Annotated in this window: 21 protein-coding genes; 15 read left to right on the top strand and 6 right to left on the bottom strand. The window is 64.8% G+C overall.

Annotated elements, in window-relative coordinates; genetic code table 11:
* Positions 1-320 precede the first annotated feature (320 nt).
* Together ACVJ5M_RS28685 and alr are read left to right on the top strand one after the other, a co-directional pair.
* Positions 321-1,829 (top strand): replicative DNA helicase, encoded by a 1,509-nt coding sequence (locus ACVJ5M_RS28685; RefSeq protein WP_063983703.1) that lies wholly within the window; start codon positions 321-323, stop codon positions 1,827-1,829.
* 46 nt (positions 1,830-1,875) lie between these two features.
* Positions 1,876-3,159 (top strand): alanine racemase, encoded by a 1,284-nt coding sequence (gene alr / locus ACVJ5M_RS28690; RefSeq protein WP_063983704.1) that lies wholly within the window; start codon positions 1,876-1,878, stop codon positions 3,157-3,159.
* Between the two features lie 150 nt (positions 3,160-3,309).
* Here the strand turns inward: alr and ACVJ5M_RS28695 are convergent, their stop codons facing one another.
* Positions 3,310-3,546 carry a cysteine rich repeat-containing protein gene (locus tag ACVJ5M_RS28695; RefSeq protein ID WP_063983705.1) on the bottom strand — a complete coding sequence of 79 codons (237 nt, stop codon included), beginning with the start codon at positions 3,544-3,546 and terminating at the stop codon, positions 3,310-3,312.
* Here ACVJ5M_RS28695 and ACVJ5M_RS28700 point away from each other — a divergent pair.
* Together ACVJ5M_RS28700 and ACVJ5M_RS28705 are read left to right on the top strand one after the other, a co-directional pair.
* The gene (locus tag ACVJ5M_RS28700) at positions 3,545-3,994 is read left to right on the top strand and encodes a hypothetical protein (RefSeq protein ID WP_231144883.1); all 450 of its coding nucleotides are present in this window, start codon (positions 3,545-3,547) and stop codon (positions 3,992-3,994) included. The two genes, ACVJ5M_RS28695 and ACVJ5M_RS28700, sit on opposite strands and share 2 nt — an antisense overlap.
* A 68-nt stretch (positions 3,995-4,062) precedes the next feature.
* A complete protein-coding gene (locus ACVJ5M_RS28705) occupies positions 4,063-4,839 on the top strand; it encodes an exodeoxyribonuclease III (protein WP_063983707.1) in 777 nt (258 codons plus the stop codon).
* Positions 4,840-4,981: 142 nt separating this feature from the next.
* On the opposite strand, the gene ACVJ5M_RS28710 is transcribed toward ACVJ5M_RS28705, so the two are convergent.
* The 3 genes from ACVJ5M_RS28710 to ACVJ5M_RS28720 all read right to left on the bottom strand — a co-directional run bounded on the left by ACVJ5M_RS28710 (position 4,982) and on the right by ACVJ5M_RS28720 (position 6,659).
* The gene (locus tag ACVJ5M_RS28710; RefSeq protein ID WP_063983708.1) at positions 4,982-5,797 is read right to left on the bottom strand and encodes a DUF4886 domain-containing protein; all 816 of its coding nucleotides are present in this window, start codon (positions 5,795-5,797) and stop codon (positions 4,982-4,984) included.
* Between the two features lie 98 nt (positions 5,798-5,895).
* Positions 5,896-6,264: a GFA family protein gene (locus tag ACVJ5M_RS28715; RefSeq protein WP_063983709.1), complete on the bottom strand. Its 369-nt coding sequence runs from the start codon at positions 6,262-6,264 to the stop codon at positions 5,896-5,898.
* 77 nt (positions 6,265-6,341) lie between these two features.
* On the bottom strand, positions 6,342-6,659 hold the full coding sequence (locus ACVJ5M_RS28720) for a hypothetical protein (protein WP_063983710.1): 318 nt from the start codon (positions 6,657-6,659) through the stop codon (positions 6,342-6,344).
* Between the two features lie 180 nt (positions 6,660-6,839).
* On the opposite strand from ACVJ5M_RS28720, the gene ACVJ5M_RS28725 reads away from it, so the two are divergent.
* The 8 genes from ACVJ5M_RS28725 to ACVJ5M_RS28760 all read left to right on the top strand — a co-directional run bounded on the left by ACVJ5M_RS28725 (position 6,840) and on the right by ACVJ5M_RS28760 (position 12,822).
* A complete protein-coding gene (locus ACVJ5M_RS28725; RefSeq protein ID WP_166095906.1) occupies positions 6,840-7,580 on the top strand; it encodes a FadR/GntR family transcriptional regulator in 741 nt (246 codons plus the stop codon).
* Positions 7,580-8,533 (top strand): NAD(P)-dependent oxidoreductase, encoded by a 954-nt coding sequence (locus tag ACVJ5M_RS28730; protein ID WP_354095448.1) that lies wholly within the window; start codon positions 7,580-7,582, stop codon positions 8,531-8,533. The genes ACVJ5M_RS28725 and ACVJ5M_RS28730 overlap by 1 nt, the downstream gene beginning before the upstream one ends.
* A 10-nt stretch (positions 8,534-8,543) precedes the next feature.
* Positions 8,544-9,227 carry an amino acid ABC transporter permease gene (locus ACVJ5M_RS28735; protein WP_063983713.1) on the top strand — a complete coding sequence of 228 codons (684 nt, stop codon included), beginning with the start codon at positions 8,544-8,546 and terminating at the stop codon, positions 9,225-9,227.
* 7 nt (positions 9,228-9,234) lie between these two features.
* On the top strand, positions 9,235-9,903 hold the full coding sequence (locus ACVJ5M_RS28740) for an amino acid ABC transporter permease (protein WP_063986421.1): 669 nt from the start codon (positions 9,235-9,237) through the stop codon (positions 9,901-9,903).
* Position 9,904: 1 nt separating this feature from the next.
* Entirely contained in the window at positions 9,905-10,663 is a 759-nt protein-coding gene (locus tag ACVJ5M_RS28745) for an amino acid ABC transporter ATP-binding protein (protein ID WP_063983714.1), read from the top strand.
* 19 nt (positions 10,664-10,682) lie between these two features.
* Positions 10,683-11,477, top strand: coding sequence for a transporter substrate-binding domain-containing protein (locus tag ACVJ5M_RS28750; protein WP_063983715.1), 795 nt, complete (start codon positions 10,683-10,685; stop codon positions 11,475-11,477).
* A 68-nt stretch (positions 11,478-11,545) separates the two neighbouring features.
* Positions 11,546-11,992 (top strand): ribose 5-phosphate isomerase B, encoded by a 447-nt coding sequence (gene rpiB, locus ACVJ5M_RS28755; protein ID WP_063983716.1) that lies wholly within the window; start codon positions 11,546-11,548, stop codon positions 11,990-11,992.
* Between the two features lie 104 nt (positions 11,993-12,096).
* Positions 12,097-12,822, top strand: coding sequence for a sulfite exporter TauE/SafE family protein (locus ACVJ5M_RS28760; RefSeq protein WP_063986422.1), 726 nt, complete (start codon positions 12,097-12,099; stop codon positions 12,820-12,822).
* Between the two features lie 6 nt (positions 12,823-12,828).
* On the opposite strand, the gene ACVJ5M_RS28765 is transcribed toward ACVJ5M_RS28760, so the two are convergent.
* Both ACVJ5M_RS28765 and ACVJ5M_RS28770 read right to left on the bottom strand, forming a co-directional pair.
* Positions 12,829-14,907 (bottom strand): putative bifunctional diguanylate cyclase/phosphodiesterase, encoded by a 2,079-nt coding sequence (locus ACVJ5M_RS28765; RefSeq protein ID WP_063983717.1) that lies wholly within the window; start codon positions 14,905-14,907, stop codon positions 12,829-12,831.
* The gene (locus ACVJ5M_RS28770) at positions 14,907-16,064 is read right to left on the bottom strand and encodes an ABC transporter substrate-binding protein (RefSeq protein ID WP_231144879.1); all 1,158 of its coding nucleotides are present in this window, start codon (positions 16,062-16,064) and stop codon (positions 14,907-14,909) included. The genes ACVJ5M_RS28765 and ACVJ5M_RS28770 overlap by 1 nt, the downstream gene beginning before the upstream one ends.
* 201 nt (positions 16,065-16,265) lie before the next feature.
* Here ACVJ5M_RS28770 and radA point away from each other — a divergent pair, with 201 nt between their 5' ends.
* The 3 genes from radA (at position 16,266) to purF (ending at position 20,045) form a co-directional block, all read left to right on the top strand.
* Positions 16,266-17,714 (top strand): DNA repair protein RadA, encoded by a 1,449-nt coding sequence (radA, locus tag ACVJ5M_RS28775; protein WP_354099492.1) that lies wholly within the window; start codon positions 16,266-16,268, stop codon positions 17,712-17,714.
* A gap of 166 nt (positions 17,715-17,880) precedes the next feature.
* Entirely contained in the window at positions 17,881-18,510 is a 630-nt protein-coding gene (locus ACVJ5M_RS28780; protein WP_063983720.1) for a CvpA family protein, read from the top strand.
* Positions 18,511-18,539: 29 nt separating this feature from the next.
* On the top strand, positions 18,540-20,045 hold the full coding sequence (purF, locus tag ACVJ5M_RS28785) for an amidophosphoribosyltransferase (protein WP_063983721.1): 1,506 nt from the start codon (positions 18,540-18,542) through the stop codon (positions 20,043-20,045).
* Positions 20,046-20,236 lie beyond the last annotated feature (191 nt).

The following is a 20,236-nucleotide window of genomic DNA, read 5'->3' on the forward strand; positions in this document are numbered from 1 at the left end:
TGGTTGCGCTTGTCTACCTCCTGCTGGTCTGAATCCGAGCCCAAAGCTCCCGGCGTGCGTCATTTCGCGCGCTTCTTGATACGTCTGCGCGCCAATCCATTAGGTTCATGTCACCCAGAGTTTTCCGTGGCGCGGTCACGGCCGCTTCCGGGACGGGCGAGTTCCGCAAAAACCGTCAAGCGCGGCGCGTGCCGCGGCTGCCAATCATCCACCATTTTAACTGAGCGGTTGATAGCGGTCAGCTTTTGCTTCCGCTTTGGCCTGAGGCGGCGCTTTATCCCGGCCCCGTATCCGCCCCAGAAAATTGCTAACGCTCGACCATGGCCCTGACTGATTCGAACGTCCTCAAACTCGCGCCCGAGCCCGGAACTCCGGCGTATCGGAGCGCGCCGCATAATATCGAGGCGGAACAGAGCCTTCTCGGCGCGATCCTGGTCAACAACGACGCCTTCTACCGCGTCTCCGACTTCCTCGAGCCGAAGCATTATTTCGAGCCGCTGCATCAGACCATCTACGAGACGGCCAGCAGCCTGATCCGGATGGGCAAGATCGCCACGCCCGTCACGCTGAAGACGTTCCTCCCGGCCGACACCGATGTCGGCGGCATGACCATCGGGCAATATCTGGCGCGGCTCGCGGCGGAAGCAACCACCATCATCAACGCCCAGGACTACGGCCGCACCATCTATGATCTGGCGCTGCGACGCGACCTGATCGGCATCGGCGAGGACATGGTCAATGTCGCCTATGACGCGCCGGTCGACTTCGCGCCGCGGGCGCAGATCGAGGACGCCGAGCGCCGCCTGTACGAACTCGCCGAATCCGGCCGTTATGACGGCGGCTTCCAGAAATTCTCGCAGGCGTTGGCGGTCGCGGTCGATCTCGCGGCCAAAGCGTTCCAGCGCGATGGAAAGCTGTCCGGCATCTCGACCGGCATGCGCGACCTCGACACCAAGATGGGCGGCCTCCAGCACTCCGACCTCATCATTGTGGCCGGACGCCCGGGCATGGGCAAGACTTCGCTGGCGACCAACGTCGCCTACAACGTCGCCAAGGCCTATGTCGGCGAGGTCCAGGCTGACGGCACCATGAAGGCCGCCAATGGCGGCGTGATCGGCTTCTTCTCCTGCGAAATGTCGGCCGACCAGCTCGCCACGCGTATCGTCGCCGAGCGCACCGGCATTCCCTCCTCCCACATCCGCCGCGGCGGCATCTCGGAAGCCGATTTCGACAAGATCCGGGAAGTCTCGATCGAGCTGCAGTCGCTGCCGTTCTATGTCGACGCGACCGGCGGCCTGTCGATCGCGCAGCTGATGGCACGCGCGCGCCGGCTGAAGCGGCAGAAGGGCCTCGATCTCCTCGTGATCGACTACATCCAGTTGCTCTCCGGATCCGGCAAGCGGAGTGACAACCGAGTACAGGAAATCACGGAGATCACGACCAGCCTGAAGGCGCTGGCCAAGGAGCTCAACGTTCCCGTGATCGCGCTGTCCCAGCTCTCACGCCAAGTCGAATCCCGCGACGACAAACGGCCGCAGCTCTCCGACTTGCGTGAATCCGGATCAATCGAGCAGGACGCCGACGTCGTCCTGTTCGTTTACCGCGAGGAATATTACCTCGCGATGAAGGAGCCCCGCCCAGGCACGCCTGAACACGAGAAGTGGCAGCTTGACATGAGTCTTGCGCACGGAAAAGCCGAGGTCATCATCGGCAAGCAGCGCCACGGCCCGACCGGCACCGTCGATTTGGCGTTCGAAGCCTCGGTCACCAGGTTCGGCGACCTCGCGCCTGACAGTCAGTTGCCGGTTCGCAGCGGCAACGACTACTGAGTTCCTTGAACCAGACCGGCCTCTTGCGTAAAACGGCGCCATGACAATGGCGTCCGACCCGAAAATGATCCCGCAATCCGGCCTCCTCTCCGCGGAGGCCAATCAGGCTGCCGCGCTCGCAGCCTATGGCGGCGTGCTCACCGTCGATCTCGACGCCATCATCGCCAATTGGCGCAAGCTCGAGAAGACGGCCGTGCCGGCCGAATGCTCGGCCGTGATCAAGGCCGATGCCTATGGCTGCGGCGCCGCGCAGGTCTCGCGGGCCCTGAGCAAGGCCGGTTGCAAGACCTTCTTCGTCGCCACCATCGAGGAAGCGCGCACTGTGCGCGAAGCCGTGCCGGAAGCCGCGATCTACGTGCTCGGCGGCTATTTCCAGAACACCGGCGAGCACTACGCCAGGATCAATTGCCGGCCGGTGATCGGCGATCTCAACGAGCTTGCCGAATGGGACGTGTTCTGCCGCCGCACCGGCTGGACCGGAGGCGCCGCTGTTCACATCGACACCGGCATGAACCGGCTCGGGCTGACGCTTGCGGACGCGCAGGCCATCATCCCCCGCATCAACGCCGGCGATCACGGCATCACGCTGGTGATGAGCCATCTGGTCTCGGCCGAGCAGCTCAACAGTCCCGTGAATGCAAAACAGCTGGCAACCTTCCGCAGTATCGCCAGCGAATTTTCCGGCGTGCCGGCTGCGCTTGCCAATTCCTCCGGAATCTTCCTCGGCGCGCCCTTCCAGTTCGACCTGGTGCGGCCGGGCGCAGCGCTCTACGGCGTCAACCCGACGCCTGAGGCCGACAACCCGATGCAGCCGGTGGTCGACCTCAAGGCGCGCATCGTGCAGACCCGCAATGTCGAACGCGGCGAGAGCGTCGGCTATGGCGGCACCTGGACCGCGCGGCGGCCGACAAAACTCGCAATCATCGCAGTCGGCTATGCCGACGGCTATTTCCGCGCCGCCAGCTCCAATGACGGCACCCGCGGCGCCGAGGTCGTTGTCGCCGGCAAGCGCTGCCCGGTCGCGGGCCGCGTTTCGATGGACCTGATCGCGATCGACATCACCGACTTGGCCCCGAACGCGGCGCGGCGCGGCCACATGGTGACGCTGCTCGGCGAGGGCATCACCGTCGACGAGCTCGCGCATCATTTCGGCACGATCGGCTACGAGGTGCTGACCAGCCTCGGCCACCGCTACGCCCGCGTCTACAAGGGCGGCAATGAGGTGGAGCCGCTGGTCAAGCCGGAGCCCGCGCTGGTGCAGGCGGCCGAGCAGCCGCCCTCCCCGCCGCCGATCGAGCAGCCCGCGAGCCCGCCGCCGCTGCCGAGTTAGGGACGCGCCCGTTCTTCGGGCGCGGCGCAGCGCTTCTTCAGCAATGCGCTGCAGAGCCGGGGCCATCTTCTCGCACCGTACTCTGTCGCTTTCTGGGTCCCGGCTCTGCGGAGCAGCGTCACACGCTGCGCCGCGTCCGGGACACGAGACTTACTTCTTCCGGCTGTCGAGCGCCGTCTTGCAGGACGCGCTGAGCTGATCGCGCTTGGCGTTGAGGCAGGCGATGATCTTGCCGCCACCGGGCGCGATGCCGGCGCAGAATTTGTCATAGTCCGCCTTGCACGCGCCGCGTGGATCGGACGATTGTGCCGACGAGACACCGGAGAACGCGACGACGAATGCGACGACGAATGCGACGATGGCGAGGCTCAGACTGGACTTCAACATGGATTTGGATCTCCGGTGGCGGCGCAAACGACCGCGGCCGCAATCTCTACATGAAGATTGCGGCACTCAACGTCAACCGAATCTGTCCTACGACCGCGCGGCGAAGCCTGATGTCGCTGCCTCGCCCGTGGTCCTAGGGGCGATGATGCTTCATCGATCTCATCGCGCTCTATTATCCGCGCACCTTGTTATCGATAACCCACGCATCCATGCTCTCTTTGCACGCGTTGCCGATATGGCTCCTGTACCTGTTCAGGCAAGCAACAATGCGCCCGCCCCCCGGCACGACACTGGGGCAGTATTTGAAATATTCCACCCTACAGGCGATTTCCATTTTCTCGGCAGCAAGAGCCACTCCGGAAAATGCGGTTGCGGCCACGACTACGGCAAGGCAAAGCTTGGTCATCGTCAAACCTCCGTCGTGTTGATCGGCAATTTTGGGTTGTAAGCATACATCGTGGAACGCCGATGACAACGGTAGCGAGTCATTTCTGAAGATTTCCAGTCGTTGGGCCCATGAGGATCGCGACGTTCAACATCAACAATGTCAACCGCCGCCTGCCCAACCTGTTGCGTTGGCTGAGCGCGGCGAAGCCTGATGTCGTCGCGCTCCAGGAACTGAAGGCAGCCGACGGCGAATTTCCGGCAGCGGCCATCGAACAGGCCGGTTACGGCGCGGTGTGGCGTGGACAGAAGACGTGGAACGGCGTCGCCATCCTCGCCCGCAATGCCGAGCCCATTCTCACGCGCGACCGCTTGCCGGGAAAGCCTGATGATCGCGAAGCCCGCTACATCGAGGCCGCCGTGCGCGGAATCATCGTCACCAGCATTTACCTGCCGAACGGCAATCCGCAGCCGGGGCCGAAATTCGACTACAAGCTCGACTGGTTCGCGCGCCTCAAGCGCCACGCCAAGACCTTCATCAAGCAGGATCTGCCCGTGGTGCTCGCCGGCGACTACAACGTCGCGCCTAATGAGATCGACATCTATCCGACGCGGTCATGGGACAAGGATGCCTTGATTCAGCCGAAGAGCCGCGCTGCGTTTGCCTCGCTCATTGAACAGGGTTGGTGTGATGCGATCCGCGAACTGAATCCGGAGAAACGCATCTACACGTTCTGGGACTACAAGCGAAACCGCTGGCCGCGCGATGCGGGCCTCAGACTCGATCATCTCCTGCTGAGCCCCGCCCTGGTCTCGCGTCTGGCCAAGGCGGGTGTCGACAAGAAGGTGCGCGGCGAGGAAGGGGCGAGCGATCACGCGCCGGCGTGGGTGGTTCTGAAGGAGCGTTGACGGTGCCGTAGGGTGGGCAAAGGCGCTCTTGCGCCGTGCCCACCATCTTCTATCGCGAGTAAGGTGGTGGGCACGCTTCCGCCTTCGCTCTTCTAGCTACGGCGGACAAGTCGCTTTGCCCACCCTACGAGATCGCGCCAGATCAACGCCCGTAATACTCCTGCACCGTATCCCACGCCGCCTTTTGCAGCAGTTGGGTGGTCTCCGCATCCAAGCCCGTCGCATAGGAATTGCCGACCGGCGAGCGCCCGGTCAGCGCGGCGAGCGTCACACAGGTTGCCAGATACGTGCCCGCCGGACTCGGGTGTCGCTTGTCCGGCGCATACAGATTGAGCTCCGGCTGGAGCTTGCGCACGCGCGCGAAGGCGAGGCCTGCGGGAATCACGAGCGCATCATTGGCATTGCCGGCGAGCGTATAGGCCTCGGCCAAGGCTTCCGTCATCTCCGGCTTGTCGGCATAGGCCCAGGACATAAAGAACACCGGCCGCATGCCGTGGGCACGGACGATCTCGCTGTCCTTCTTGGCGAAGGTCGCGAACGCGTCCTTCAATTGCGGATGGATCGGGCACTGGCTGCAATCCATCATGACGACGGCGTCGAACTGCCTGCCCGGCTTGTTGAAGACGACGTTGTTCTGCTCGTCGAAGGAATAGGCGCCGATGCCGCCCGGCCGCAGCAGATTGTCCATGTCGTGCCAATCGAGGCCGGAGCCGCCGATCGTAGCCATGGTGTTGCGGTACGCCGCCTTGTTGTCAGCATCAGCCGCGCGCTCCATGAAGGAGAGATGCCCGGGCATGCCGTTGTTGTAGTAGAAGAAGCTGTTGCCGACGAACAGCGCGGCCTTGGGGAAGTCAGGTCCTGATGTCGTGACCTTCGGTTTGGTCTGCGCCTGCGCGTTGAAGCCGGCTGCAACGGCCAGACACATTGCGAGCATCACTCGCGCAAAACGACGCATCATGGCTTCCCCCCCTTTTTCTCTGGGGCCGGACCAAATCAGCTTTTCAAAATCGCCTCAAGGTCACAGACGCGCAGCGGACATGCGCGCGCCCTGCATGCTCACCACAAATTCCTGCCGTCGATCATGTTCACCGGCACGGCATCGAGATCGAAATCGTCGAACAGGCGCGCGTTCACCGCAACCTTGGGATTGTCGAAATCGGCCTTGCCGGTCGACCAGTCCGGCGACTCCGAATAAGTACCGCAGCCGCAGCTCGCGCAGAAATGATGCTTGACCGTGCGGCTGCCCCAGAGATAGGTCGCCACACTTTCCGGCGGCGACAGCAGGCGAAATTGCGCCGGCGTGTAATAGGCCCACAACGCGCCCCGCTTGGCGCAGAGTGAGCAGGTGCAGCGCGTCACGCTCGCCGGCGCCTCCGTCACCTCGAACACCGTCTCACCGCAATGACAGCTTGCCTCGATCGGCATGGACCCGCTCTCCGTTTTGTCAGGAGATGGTCGTAGCTTGCCCCTGCTGCCAACATGCTGTCAGCAGCGCAACTCGGTCATGGAGCCTCGTTCGCGGACAGCCGCCTGGCGTTCGCGGCCACGTGCTCGCGGTAGCGCTGGACGATCGCGGCCGGCGTTGCTCCCGCAAGCAGGCTCGCGGCCGCCTCGAAAGCCGCGGCGATCTTCTCGCTGACCATCAGCACGGCCTCCTGCCGAGCGCCCTCGTCGCCGTGGCTGAGCTTCTCGCAGCGCAGCCGCACCACCTCGCTCGCTTCGACCGCGAGCATCGCGCCCGCATACCAGGGAAAGCCGTTGTCGGATCCGCTGAGCGCCGCATGACGGTCGAGGGCGGAGAAAGAATGATGATCGGGCATCGCGGACCTCAAATTCTTTGAGTGAGCGCTCCGATCAATACGCCTCAAATTTGAAGGATCCGGCCGGGGAACTGATCGGATTAGCCGCGCCTGCGACACCCGCAATTAACCAAGGCTCTTGACGCCGACGCCCTGGTTAGCCTACTGGTCTGACCAAGATCAGACCAAGAAGAGACCGGGATGGAAGTGAAGCGGGCCACTGAGGGCGAAAAAGGGTTCGAGAAGGTGTTCGCCTTCCTGCGCGAACGCCTGCTTGCGGGCTCGCTCAAGCCCGGCGACCGCCTGATTTCCGAGCGCGAGCTGGCGACCCTCCTCGGCGTCAGCCGGCCGATCGTCCGCGAGGCGCTACGCGCCCTCACCGTGCTCGGCATCGTCGAGATCCGCGACCGCATCGGCACCGTGGTGACGCAGCCGGACGTCTCGGTGCTGAACGACTTCTTCACCTTCGCGCTCGCCCAGCAGGCGGACATGCTCGATGACGTCATGCAGGCGCGTGTCGCGATCGAGTGTCAGGCGATCCGGCTCGCCTGCGAGCGCGCCAACATTGCCGATTTCGAACGCCTGCAGCGTGCGCTCGCGAAGATCGGAGATACGATCGACGAGGCCGATGCCGGCGGCATGGCCGACTTCGAATTCCATCGCGCCATCGTCGTGGCATCGCATTCGGAAACGCTGACGGTCTTGCACGGTTCGCTGGCGGGGCTGCTGACGCATTCGCATCGCAGCCGCCGCGAGCTGGTGCAGGCCTTCCCGTCGATGAAGACGTACCTGATCGACGACCATCGGCGCATCTTCGACGCGATCATCGCGCGCGACCCCGAGCGAGCGGATGCGACGCTGCGCAAGCATTTTGCCATTGGCGACGAATACCGCAGGCGCGCCGTCGTCGGCGACATCGACAAGACCAGCGCCTCAGGCTGATCGCGGCAGGCCAACAAGCAAGAAACCACTCAACCAAGAAACGGACGACTGACATGGGACGGAACGACAAGGGCAATGTCGGCTTCATCGGTATCGGCACGATGGGCCGCGAGATGGTGCGCAACCTCCTGGTGGCCGGGCATGCGGTTCGCGTCTTCGATCTCAACGAAGCCGCCTTGGCCGACAGCGTCAAGGAAGGCGCGGCCGGCGCCAACAGCCCCGCTGACGCCGCGCAAGGCGCTGACATCGTCATCACCATGTTGCCCGACACGCCTCATGTCGAGGCGACCGTCTACGGCGAACATGGTCTCCTGAAGTCTCCCCCGCCCGGCAAGCTGATCGTCGACATGAGCACGATCTCGCCAGTCGCCGTCCGCCGCATCCATGCCGACCTGCAAAAGGCCGGCGTCAGCTTCATCGACGCGCCGGTCTCGGGCGGGCCCGTGGGCGCCAAGAACGCTGCGCTCTCGATCATGGCCGGCGGCGATGCGGCGGCCTTCGCGCGGGCCGAGCCGTTCTTCCGCGCAATGGGGACGACCATCACGCATGTCGGCGCGTCCGGCGCGGGCCAGACCGTGAAACTCTGCAATCAGTTGATCTGTGGCATCAACATCCAGGCGATCTGCGAGGCGCTGGCGCTCGGGCGCGCTTCCGGCATCGATCTCAATCTGCTGCGTCGCGTTCTGCTCGGCGGCTCCGCCGCCTCCTGGATGCTCGACAAGCTCGGCCCCGCGATGATCGCGGGCGACGTCTCCGCCGGCTTCCGGATCGATCTCCAGCTCAAGGATCTCCGCCTGGTGCAAGAGCACGCACAGGCGCTGAGCGTGCCGTTGCCCGGCACCGCGCTCGTCACCAGCCAGTACGTGGACGCACGCGCGCATGGCGAAGGCAGCAACGGCAACCAGGCGCTGTTCCGCGTCTATGACCGCATGACCAACCAGACCACCGGCTGAACCTGATACGATGAGCCTCCAACTCGACTTTCCCGCGGTGCTGGAGCGTTGGCCGAATTTTCTGGCCGGCGCGGCGCTGACGCTGGAGTTGGCGGCCTTCGCGACGGTGCTCGGCGCCCTGTTCGGCACGCTCGCAGCCGTCGGCCGCGGCTCACGAAGCCCGCTGATCGCGGGCGCCTGCAAAGGCTATGTCGAGACCATCCGCAACACGCCACTGCTGGTACAGATCTTTCTGGTCTATTTCGGCCTCGCCAGCCTCGGCCTGAAATTCTCCGCCTTCACCGTGGCGGTGGCCGCGTTGACGATCAATGTCGGCGCCTACACCGCCGAGATCATGCGCGCCGGTTTCGAAGCGATCCCGCGCGGACAGATCGAGGCCGCCGAAGGGCTGGCGCTGTCGCGACTGCAAATCTACTGGCACATCATCCTGCTGCCGGCGATCGAGAAGGTCTATCCGGCGCTGACCAGCCAGTTCGTACTGCTGATGCTGGCTTCCTCGGTCTGCTCGCAGATCTCGGCGGAGGAACTCACCGCCGTCGCCAACTACATCCAGTCGGACACCTATCGCGCCTTCGAGACCTATATCATCGTCGCCGTGCTCTACGTCATCCTGTCGCTGGTGATGCGCGCAGGCTTCTGGGGCCTAGGCCTCGTGCTGTTTCCGCGCCGGCGCCGGCTCGGCACACCGTTGTGAGATGACCATGGGCGGACATCTCAACATCAATCATCTGATGTTCCTCGGCCAGGGCGCGCTGTGGACGATTGGCCTGTCCGTGATCGCGCTGATCGGCGGCGGCATTGTCGGCTTCGTGATTGCGCTCGCGCGCATCTCGCCGCTCAAGTCGGTGCGGATCGCCAGCGGCGTCTATGTCCAGCTGATCCAGGGTACGCCGCTGCTCGTCATCCTGTTCCTCGGCTATTTCGGCCTCGCCGCGATCGGCCTCAAGGTCTCGCCGTTAGCTGCCGCCGGCGCCTCGCTCACGCTCTATGTCTCGGCCTATCTCGGCGAGATCTGGCGCGGCTGCATCCAGTCGGTGCCGAAGCCGCAATGGGAGGCCGCCGAAGGCCTCGCGCTGAGCCGGACCCAGCGCATGATGAAGGTGATCCTGCCGCAGGCGATCCGCATCGCGACGCCGCCGACCGTCGGCTTCATGGTGCAGATCATCAAGAATACCTCGCTCGCCTCGGTCGTCGGCTTCGTCGAGCTGATGCGGTCGGGCCAGATCGTCAACAACTCGCTGTTCGAGCCGTTCGCCATCTACGCGATCATCGCCGTCGTCTATTTCACCATGTGCTATCCCCTGTCCCTGTTCAGCCAGAAGCTGGAACGGCGGATGGGGCGTGGCAGGTCCAACCTCGCACCAGCCTGACATGCAGCAAAACCCCTCCTCCTCCGAACCGATCGTGTCGCTCCGCGACGTGCAGAAGAGCTTTGGCCCGCTGCGGGTGCTCGATGGCGTCTCCTTTGCCGTCGAACGCGGCGAGGTGCTGGCACTGATCGGCCGCTCCGGCTCCGGCAAGAGCACGGCGCTGCGCTGCATCGACCGCTTCGAGAAGGTCGACGGGGGCGAGATCGTCGTGTGCGGGCATCGCGTCGACCGCCCTGATGTCGATCTGCGCGCGCTGCGCCAGGACGTCGGCATCGTGTTCCAGAGCTACAATCTGTTTCCACATCTCACGATCGAACAGAACATCACGCTCGCCCCCTGCGCCGTGAAGGGCATGGCCGCCTCGCAAGCCAGGGACCTCGCCCGAAAAGTGCTCGCGCAGGTCGGGCTCGAGGAGAAGCTGCACGCCTATCCCGAGCAGCTCTCGGGCGGCCAGCAGCAGCGCGCGGCGATCGCCCGCTCGCTCGCGATGCAGCCGAAAGTGATGCTGTTCGACGAGGTCACCTCCGCGCTCGATCCCGAGCTTACTGGCGAGGTGCTGAAGGTAATCGAGCAATTGGCGGCGGACGGCATGACCATGGTGATGGTCACCCATGAGATGGGTTTTGCCAAAGGCATCGCCGACCGGATCGTCTTCATGCATCGGGGCAAGGTCCACGAGACCGGCCCCGCCTCGATCCTGACGTCGCCGGCGACGCCCGAACTCACGCAATTCGTGGGCACTGGAAACTTAAAATCATAACAGGAGAGGAGAACCAAGGATGACAAACAAGACACTGCTGGGGACCGCCACCGCGCTGTTCGGCCTCGTCATGATATCAGCCACGCCGGCGTCGGCCGACCTGCTCGACGACATCACGCAGGCCAAGAAAATCCGCATCTCGACGGACGTCGCCATTCCGCCCTCGGGCATGATGGACAGCAGCATGAAGCCGACCGGCTCCGACGTCGAAGTGGCGCAACTGCTCGCCAAGGATTGGGGGCTCGAGCTCGAATTCATCCAGACCACCGGTGCGACGCGCATCCCCAACGTCCTGACCGGCAAGGCCGACATCATCATCTCGACCCTGTCGGTGACGCCCGATCGCGCCAAGGTCATCGACTTCACGAAGCGCTATGCGACGCTGCAGTCCGACGTCGGCTGCCTCAAATCCTCGACCGTCAAGGACTGGCCCGACCTGAAAGACAAGCCGATCGGCGTCTCCCGCGGCACCACGCAGGACACCACCCTGTCCAACATGAAGGACAAGGACCTCAAGATCTCGCGCTACGACGACGACGCCACGATGGTGACGGCGGCCGTCTCCGGCCAGGTCGACTGCGTCGCCTCGTCGGCGACGATCATCAACCAGATCGGGGTGAAGAACCCGTCGCGCGTGTTCGAGTCACGGATTCCGCTGGCGACCTTCGACCTCGCGATCGGCCTGAAGAAGGGTGAGCAGCGCCTGATGGACAAGCTCAACGCCTGGATCACCGAGAACGTCAAGAACGGCAAGCTCAACGCGATCTACAAGAAATTCCATGGGGTCGAGCTGCCGCCCGACATGCGCAGCTGAAACCAGGGAAAATCGTGGCAGCCGCGAAGCGGCTGTCACGACCAACATAAAATCAAGAAGGACATCACATGCGTCTCGTCATCGGATCCGACCACGCCGGCTGGCCGCTCAAGCAGACCGTTATCGACCACATCCGCAGCCTCGGCCACGACGTCGTCGATGTCGGCTCCTATGACGACAAGCCGGTGGATTTCCCCGACATCGCGCGGGCCGTTGCGCAGAAGGTGACGTCAGGCGAAGCCGCACGCGGCATCATGGTGTGTGGCACCGGCGTCGGCGCCTCGATCGCGGCCAACAAGATGAAGGGCATTCGCGCCGCGGTCTGCCACGACGTTCATTCCGCCCATCAGAGCGTCGAGCATGACGACGTCAACGTCATGTGCATCGGCGCGCAGATCGTCGGCGCCTGGCTCGCCGTGGATCTGGTCTCGTCCTATCTCTCCGCCGAATTCTCTACGGACGAGGATTTTCGCCGCCGCGTCGAGAAGCTGCGCATCATGGACGAACAAGGCTGACGGCCGGCCGGGATGGCATGCGCTGAGCGATTGGTTCCCTCGCCTGGAATGGATCGCCCGCATCGCCGGCCACGGCTAAACTCTCCCGATTCGTGGAGAGCACCTTGGCCTTTCTCTTCGTCCTCATCGTCGGCCTGATCGCCGGCACCGTCTCAGGCATCGTCGGCACGGGGTCGTCGATCATGCTGATGCCGGTGCTGGTCTATGCCTATGGGCCGAAGGAAGCCGTGCCGATCATGGCGGTCGCCTCCGTGATGGCGAACTTCTCGCGGATCCTGGCGTGGTGGCGCGAGGTCGACTGGCGGGCCTGCGCGGCCTATTCGGTGACGGGCATTCCGGCCGCCGTGCTGGGCGCGCGCACGCTGCTCGCGCTCCCCTCGCACGCCGTCGATCTCGCCATCGGCGTCTTCCTGATCGCGATGGTGCCGGTGCGGCACTGGCTGGCGCGGCACGATCTCAAGGCCAATCTCTGGCACCTCGCGATCGGCGGGGCGATCATCGGCTATCTCACCGGCATCGTGGTCTCGACCGGCCCGCTCAGCGTGCCGCTGTTCCTGTTCTACGGCCTGTCCAAGGGCGCCTTCCTCGCAACCGAGGCGGCCTCCTCACTCGGCCTCTACTTCGCGAAGTCCGTGACCTTCGAACGTTTCGGCGCGCTGACGCAGGACGTCTTCATCAAGGGCCTGGTCGCAGGCTCCTCGCTGATGTCGGGCGCCTTCATCGCAAAACGCTTCGTGCTGCATCTCAAGCCGGAGATGTTCCGCCTGGTGATGGACGCGATCATGATCGCGGCCGGGCTCTCCATGCTCTGGAACGCAACGCAGTCGTAATCGCGCTCAGGCGGCGAATTCGGGCGCGATCGACGGGCTGCCGGCGACGACGCGGCTTGTCTCAGTGGGTACCGCCTGCTTTTCGAGCCATTGCAGCACGGCGTCGAGCGGCTGCGGCCGATGGTAGTGATAACCCTGCCCGAGCATCACGCCCATCTCGCGCATGGCCTCAGCCTGCTCGGGCCGCTCGATGCCTTCCGCGACAAGCTTCAGCCCCAGCGTGCCGGCGAGCGAGGCGATGACGCCGACGATCGCCTTGTCTTCCGCGCTGTCAGGGATCTCGCTGATGAAGGCTTTGTCGATCTTGACCTTGTCGAGCGGGAAACGCCGGAGATGAGCGAGCGAGCTATAGCCGGTGCCGAAATCGTCGAGCGCGATGGTTGCGCCCAGGCGCCGCAGGCGGTGCAGCGTCTCGGAGGCGCTGGCGATGTTGTTGATCAGCGAGCCCTCGGTGATCTCGAGCTCCAGCAATGATGCCGCGACATCGAAACGCGCGCAGGTCGCGCGCAGCTCGGCAGCGAGCGAATGGTCGGCGAGCTCGGACGGCGGCAGATTGATCGCGATCCGGATCTGCGGCCTGCCGGCGGATGCCAGTCGCTGCAGCGCGCGACAGGCATCGGTCAGCACGTAGCGCGTCAGCCGCGCATTGTTGCCGCTGCGCTCAATCAGCGGCAGGAATTCGCCGGGACCGATCAAACCAAGTTCGGGATGGCGCCAGCGGATCAGCGCCTCGAGGCCGACAACGGCCTGGCTCTCGAGGTCGACCTGGCTTTGATACCAGACCTCGAACTGCCCGTCGGCGAAGCCTGCGGGAATGGCGAGCTCGAGATCCCGGCGGCGGCGATAGTCGCGCTGAAGCGCTTCGTCGAGCACGGCGACCGTGCCGGGCGCCTTGCTCTTGGCATGGTAGAGCGCGATGTCGGCGAGCGCCGGCAAATGCGACAGCTCGGGATCGCCGGCGCGGCGCACGGCAAGGCCGATGCTGGCGCGCGGCACGACCTGCTTGTCGTGCAGCCGGATCGGCTCGGAAATCGCATCTAACAGCTGGCGCGCGAACGCCTGGGCGGTCGCTTCATTGCTGACCTCGGGGCGGATGACGACGAATTCGTCGCCGCCGAGCCGGGCGACCCAATCCTGCGGTTCGACCGCATCACGAAGGCGCTCCGAGATGTGCACCAGGAACTTGTCGCCGGCATCATGGCCGAAGGTGTCGTTGATGCCCTTGAAGTCGTCGAGATCGATGAAGCAGAAGGCGATCAGCGAGTCCGGCGAGCCGGCATCGCCGCTCAGGGTCACCAGATGCTCGGACAGCGAGCGACGATTGGGCAGGCCCGTGAGCGGATCGTGCGCGGCCATGTGCCCGAGCCGGTCGAGCGCGCCCGATGTCGTGTGCTGCATGGCGTTGAAGGCACGCGCGAGCTGGCCGAATTCGTTCGTCGATTTGATGTCGGCCGGATAGGCTCGCCCGTCCTGCTTGCTGCGCTGGATCGCCGACATGATCGCGGTAAGCGGCTTGCCGATGAAGATGTTGGCCGATATCCGCATCGCGATCAGGGTGGCAAATGTTGCGAGCAGGCCGACCACCAGCAGCAGCATCAGCCGGCTGCCCGTGTCCGTGTAGACCGTCGCATAGGAATAGGCGATCGCGATACGACCGGCCTGCACGGCGATGTTGCCGTTGCTGTAGCGGATCGGACGCGAGACTTCCGATACCGCCTGGTCCGCCGGCCGCGCCACCACCCGCGCGATCGCGACGCCGGTGTCGTCATAAACGGCCGCCGCGGCAATGGTCTCGTCGTGCATGATCTCGTTGAGCACGCTCGTGACCTGATCGTAGCGCATCTTCCAGAGCGGCTCGGCGATCAGCTCGGCGCGGCTCTCTGCGGTGCGGGCAATGCGCGCGTCGAGCTGCCTGATCTGCGACCAGAAGCTCGATGCCTCGACGCCGGCGGAGGCGAGCAGCTGCACCACCAGCAGCACCGGCACGGTGGCCCAGATCATCGCACGGACCACCGAGCGCGAGCGCGACGGCGCCGTCGCCTGCTGCTTGCGATCCCGATCGGTCATGTCGTCACCGTTTCGCATCAGTCAGCAGCGCCTTCCGGAAGCGTCAGCGAAGAGATGAGCGCATCGATGGAGAAATCGTACTGGCCGCAGCGCCCCGCCCTCGCCCTGAAGCGCGCGAAATCGATCCGATCGAAGGCGCGCGTCTTGATGAGGTCTCCGACCGAAGCGAGATTGTCGCGCGTGATCGCGGACGTCCTGGCCTCGACGCGGGGCGATGCGGTCGCGAAATCGCAGCCGTCGGCGTAGTCGCGCAGGAGGACGATCGACCAGCCGCCGAGCAGAAAATGTCCGCCATCGGTCATGAGCAGACGGCCCGCCTTGATCTCGCGCAGCGCGTCCTCCGACCAGTTGAGGCCGACCAGCTGGATGTTTCGGCCGGGCGTGAGGCCGGCCGCGACCACCGCGCGAAGCGCGCCGAGCGCCATCGGATCGTTTCCGGCCCAGATGCCGGCAGGCCGGATCTCCTTGCGCGCGGCCCAGCTCAGATAATTCCTGGTGACCTGCTCTGCCTCCGACTGGGTCCAGTTGGCGAACAGCATCCGGTCCACCACCACGTCGGGCGCGGCGTCCACCGCGAGCTTGAGACCCGCGTTGCGGGCGATCGAGGCCGGCGTGATCTCGTCGCCGCCGATGCCGAGAATGTGGATCTTGCCGTCCGGGCTCTGCCATTTCTCGGCGCGCGCCACTTTGATCAAGGCATTGGCCATCCTCGCACCCGCGGTCTGGAGATCCGTCGTGATGTCGCCGAGCCAGGTCTTGAGCTTTTGCCGGGGCGGTCCGAGGCGCGCGGCGTCGTCGCCGATCAGCGTGTTCGAGAGCAGCAGCGTCTTGACCCCGGCGGCCTCGGCCGCCTCCAGGATGGGAACGGCGGCGGATTCCTCGTTCGACAGGATGAGGAAGTCCGGCTTGTCGGCGCGTGCCACCACGCCGAAGCCAAGCTCCTGCATGGTGCGGTAATTTCGTTCGCTGGTCAGCACCTCGACATGCGCGTCGAGCTTGCGGCCCGCGGCCTGCATGGTCTGCGCGACCATGTCCCAGTAGACCTCGCCGGTCTTGCCAGGGTTGACGAAAACGATATTGAGACGCCCGGCGTCGGCCGCAACGGCGCCGCCAATCGGCAGAAGAAGGCCGCAGGCCATGCCCACGGCGAGCATTATCCGCAAGACTACCGTCATTCGTTTCGCCATCCCGTATCGGTTTCGAAACTGGACCGGCGTCCGCTAACATTTGGCAAAGTCCGGAACGGCGCGGCGGCGTAGAGCTAACAAAGGGTGTATCGGCTGCGGTGAATTGGGCTAATGGGGGTTACGGCGATCGCCGTCTCGCCCGTCATTCCGTGCTATCAGCAAACCTGAAAACCCCGACTCGCTGTCCCCATGGCCAAGAACACGCTTTCCTTCGTCTGCCAGAACTGCGGCGCGGCCTATAACCGCTGGCAGGGCAAGTGCGAATCCTGCGGCGAGTGGAACACGCTTGCCGAGGAGGACACGACCGGCAGCGTGCCGGTCTCGATCCGCTCCAAGCGCAAGGGCCGGACGTTTGCGCTGGAGAGCCTGTCGGGGAAGACCCAGGACGCTCCTCGCCTGTCCTCAGGCATGACCGAGCTCGACCGCGTCACCGGTGGCGGCTTCGTCCGCGGCTCGGTGCTGCTGGTCGGCGGCGATCCCGGCATCGGCAAGTCGACGCTGCTGACGCAGGCCACCAGCATGATGGCGCGCGCCGGCCACCGCATCGTCTACATCTCCGGCGAAGAGGCGGTCGCCCAGGTGCGCCTGCGCGCCGAGCGGCTCGGCTTGTCGGACGCGCCGGTGCAGCTGGCGGCCGAGACCTCTGTCGAGGATATCGTCTCGACGCTGTCGGAAGGCGCGGTGCCGCGGCTGATCGTGATCGACTCGATCCAGACCATGTGGACCGACACGGTGGAATCCGCGCCCGGCACGGTCACCCAGGTGCGCGCCTCGGCGCAGGCGCTGATCCGCTTCGCCAAGAAGACCGGTGCTGCCATCATCCTGGTCGGCCATGTCACCAAGGACGGCCAGATCGCAGGCCCCCGCGTGGTCGAGCACATGGTCGATGCGGTGCTGTCCTTCGAGGGCGAAGGCTCACAGCAATTCCGCATCCTGCGCGCAGTGAAGAACCGCTTCGGCCCGACCGACGAGATCGGCGTGTTCGAGATGACCGGCCTTGGCCTGCGCGAGGTCACCAATCCCTCCGAGCTGTTCCTGTCCGAGCGCGATCTGGGCACGCCGGGCACCGCAGTCTTCGCGGGCATCGAGGGTACGAGGCCCGTTCTGGTCGAATTGCAGGCCTTGGTGGCCCCCACCTCGCTCGGCACCCCGCGTAGGGCCGTGGTCGGCTGGGATCAGAGCAGGCTCTCCATGGTGCTGGCGGTGCTGGAGGCCCATTGCGGGGTCAAGCTGTCCGGCCACGACGTCTATCTGAACGTCGCGGGCGGCCTGCGCATCCACGAGCCGGCGGCCGATATGGCCGCCGCGGCCGCACTGGTTTCATCCCTGGTTAATGCGCAGTTACCCACCGATGCTGTCTATTTCGGCGAGATTTCGCTCTCCGGCGTCATCCGCCCGGTGGCGCAGACCCCGGCCCGGCTCAAGGAAGCGGTCAAGCTCGGCTTCAAGCGCGCCGTGCTGCCCGAATCGGCCCGTGGCGGCGATGCTGGCGGCGACGCCGGACTGTCCCTGAACGCGATCAACAGCCTGACGACACTGGTGGCCGAGATCGCGGCCCGCTGCTCCCGCCGCGGCGACTCGAGCCCGCCGGCGGAGAAAAATGCCACACCGGCAAGATTCCGCCGTGGAGAGGGTTAGGTGGAGGTGACGTCCTCCGCCCCCACCGCTATACAGCCGTCACAAAAGCAGCATGGGATTGCGTGGTTGCGGCCTTGCCGGGAACGCCGTCTGGCCCTCACTTAGGGCCACGGCCAAGCACCGATTCGCTGAGCACCTTTGAAGTACGAGCGGACCCGACCAGCCGATGCCAGTAACACTCCTCGACCTGATCCTGCTCGGTGTGATGCTGATCTCGGGCCTGCTCGCCATGGTCCGCGGCTTCATGCGCGAAATCCTGTCGATCGCGGCCTGGGGCGCAGCGGCGATCGTGACGCTGTACTCGTTCTCGAAGCTGCTGCCGACCGCAAAGACCTATTTCAACAACGACACGGTGGCGAGCGTCGTCGTGGTCGCCGGCGTGTTCGTGGGCACCCTGGTCGTGGTCTCCGTGATCACGGTCCGGATCTCCGACATGATCCTGGATTCGCGCATCGGCGCGCTAGACCGCACCCTGGGCTTCCTGTTTGGCCTCGCTCGCGGGCTTTTGATCGTCGTGGTCGCGTTCCTGTTCTTCACCTGGCTGGTGCCGGACAAGCAGCGCCCGGACTGGGTCACGGGGGCCAAATCTCGCGTGGTGCTCCAGGGAACCGGGGATTGGCTGATGGCCCTCTTGCCTGACGACCCCGAGAACACCATCTTGAAGAGATTCAAGAAAAACAAACCAGATGATGATCAAGCTGATTCCGAACCGCAGCCTTCGGGCACTGGCGACGGATACAGTAAACCTGCTCGTGACAGCCTCAAGAAGCTGATCGAGAAACCTGCGGCGCGTTGATTAGGCCCTAAAAGAGAGGCGCGGACGAGATGCGACACCCTGACCAGGACGCCCAACTTGATCTCGGCCCAGCCGCGCTAGAGCTTCAGGACGACCTGGAGGGCGATACGCTCCGCGAGGAATGCGGCGTCTTCGGCATCTACGGCCACCCTGACGCCGCGGCCATCACGGCGCTCGGCCTCCACGCCCTCCAGCATCGCGGCCAGGAGGCCGCCGGCATCGTCTCCTACGACGGCAGCCGCTTTCACTCGGAACGCCGCCTCGGCCTCGTCGGCGACACCTTCTCCCGCCGCGAGGTGATCGACCGCCTGCCCGGCAATATGGCCGTCGGTCATGTCCGCTACTCCACCACCGGCGCCACCATCCTGCGCAACGTGCAGCCGCTGTTCGCCGAGCTCAATGCCGGCGGCCTTGCGGTCGCCCACAACGGCAACCTCACCAACGGCCTGACGCTGCGCCGCGAGCTCGTGAAGAACGGCGCGATGATGCAGTCGACCACCGACACCGAGGTGATCCTGCATCTCGTCGCGCGCTCCAGGCGCAGCCGCTTCATCGAGCGCTACATCGACGCCCTGCGCGAGATCGAGGGCGCCTATGCGCTGGTTTCGCTGACCAACAAGAAGCTGGTCGGCGCGCGCGATCCACGCGGCATCCGCCCGCTGGTGCTCGGCGAGCTCGACGGTTGCCCGATCCTGACCTCGGAGACCTGCGCGCTCGACATCATCGGCGCGCGCTTCATTCGCGACATCGAGCCCGGCGAAGTCATCGTGTTCGACGAGAACGGCCAGGACATCCACAAGCCGTTCCCGCCGATGGCGCCACGCCCCTGCATCTTCGAATACATCTATTTCTCCCGTCCGGACTCCATCGTTCACGGCCGCTCGGTCTACGAAGTGCGCAAGGCCTTTGGTGCGCAGCTCGCGCGCGAGAGCCATGTGCCGATCGACGTCGTCGTCCCGGTGCCGGATTCCGGCGTACCCGCCGCGGTCGGCTACAGCCAGCATTCCGGCGTGCCGTTCGAGCTCGGCATCATCCGCAACCACTATGTCGGCCGCACCTTCATCCAGCCGACCCAGGCGATCCGCGAGTCCGGCGTGCGCATGAAGCATTCGGCCAACCGCGCCGCGATCGAAGGCAAGCGCATCATCCTGATCGACGACTCGCTGGTGCGCGGCACCACCTCGAAGAAGATCGTGCGCATGATGCGCGATGCCGGCGCCAAGGAAGTCCATTTCCGCCTCGCCTCGCCGCCGATCCTCTATCCCGATTATTACGGCATCGACCTGCCGGATCGCGGCGGCCTCCTGGCCGCGACGCATTCGCTGGAGGAGATGCGCGAGATCATCGGCGCCGACTCGCTCGCCTTCCTGTCGATCGACGGCATGTATCGCGCCATGGGCGAGCCCGGCCGCGACCCCGCCAATCCGAAATTCTCGGATCATTGCTTCACCGGGGCGTATCCGACCCACCTCACCGACCAGACCCAGACCGAGCAGCAGCCGCGGCAATTGTCGCTGCTGGCGGAAGCGAGCTGACGAAAGACCGCGACGATGCAGCTGGCCATCGCCATTCTCTGCGGAGGGCTTTTGGTCGGCTTCATCGTCTTGCCTTCAGGCAGGGCATGAAGGTGCCGCCTGACAGCTCGGGGAACGGCCCGAACAATAGTACCAATATCCAGTAGGGCTGCGGCGGGAGCTCGAGGGCAGAAATTCCGGGCTTGTCCCGG

The sequence above is a fragment of the Bradyrhizobium sp. S3.7.6 genome (assembly GCF_054061875.1).

Excerpts from the sequence above, each read along its gene's own strand:
- ACVJ5M_RS28750 (WP_063983715.1), top strand. The coding sequence starts at position 10,683 with ATGACAAACAAGACACTGCTGGGGACCGCCACCGCGCTGTTCGGCCTC.
- ACVJ5M_RS28780 (WP_063983720.1), top strand. The coding sequence starts at position 17,881 with ATGCCAGTAACACTCCTCGACCTGATCCTGCTCGGTGTGATGCTGATC.
- ACVJ5M_RS28770 (WP_231144879.1), bottom strand. The coding sequence starts at position 16,064 with ATGACGGTAGTCTTGCGGATAATGCTCGCCGTGGGCATGGCCTGCGGC.
- alr (WP_063983704.1), top strand. The coding sequence starts at position 1,876 with ATGGCGTCCGACCCGAAAATGATCCCGCAATCCGGCCTCCTCTCCGCG.
- ACVJ5M_RS28735 (WP_063983713.1), top strand. The coding sequence starts at position 8,544 with ATGAGCCTCCAACTCGACTTTCCCGCGGTGCTGGAGCGTTGGCCGAAT.
- ACVJ5M_RS28720 (WP_063983710.1), bottom strand. The coding sequence starts at position 6,659 with ATGCCCGATCATCATTCTTTCTCCGCCCTCGACCGTCATGCGGCGCTC.
- ACVJ5M_RS28765 (WP_063983717.1), bottom strand. The coding sequence starts at position 14,907 with ATGCGAAACGGTGACGACATGACCGATCGGGATCGCAAGCAGCAGGCG.
- rpiB (WP_063983716.1), top strand. The coding sequence starts at position 11,546 with ATGCGTCTCGTCATCGGATCCGACCACGCCGGCTGGCCGCTCAAGCAG.
- ACVJ5M_RS28715 (WP_063983709.1), bottom strand. The coding sequence starts at position 6,264 with ATGCCGATCGAGGCAAGCTGTCATTGCGGTGAGACGGTGTTCGAGGTG.
- ACVJ5M_RS28700 (WP_231144883.1), top strand. The coding sequence starts at position 3,545 with ATGGATTTGGATCTCCGGTGGCGGCGCAAACGACCGCGGCCGCAATCT.
- purF (WP_063983721.1), top strand. The coding sequence starts at position 18,540 with ATGCGACACCCTGACCAGGACGCCCAACTTGATCTCGGCCCAGCCGCG.
- ACVJ5M_RS28725 (WP_166095906.1), top strand. The coding sequence starts at position 6,840 with ATGGAAGTGAAGCGGGCCACTGAGGGCGAAAAAGGGTTCGAGAAGGTG.
- ACVJ5M_RS28695 (WP_063983705.1), bottom strand. The coding sequence starts at position 3,546 with ATGTTGAAGTCCAGTCTGAGCCTCGCCATCGTCGCATTCGTCGTCGCA.
- ACVJ5M_RS28740 (WP_063986421.1), top strand. The coding sequence starts at position 9,235 with ATGGGCGGACATCTCAACATCAATCATCTGATGTTCCTCGGCCAGGGC.
- ACVJ5M_RS28710 (WP_063983708.1), bottom strand. The coding sequence starts at position 5,797 with ATGATGCGTCGTTTTGCGCGAGTGATGCTCGCAATGTGTCTGGCCGTT.
- ACVJ5M_RS28745 (WP_063983714.1), top strand. The coding sequence starts at position 9,905 with ATGCAGCAAAACCCCTCCTCCTCCGAACCGATCGTGTCGCTCCGCGAC.
- radA (WP_354099492.1), top strand. The coding sequence starts at position 16,266 with ATGGCCAAGAACACGCTTTCCTTCGTCTGCCAGAACTGCGGCGCGGCC.
- ACVJ5M_RS28705 (WP_063983707.1), top strand. The coding sequence starts at position 4,063 with ATGAGGATCGCGACGTTCAACATCAACAATGTCAACCGCCGCCTGCCC.
- ACVJ5M_RS28685 (WP_063983703.1), top strand. The coding sequence starts at position 321 with ATGGCCCTGACTGATTCGAACGTCCTCAAACTCGCGCCCGAGCCCGGA.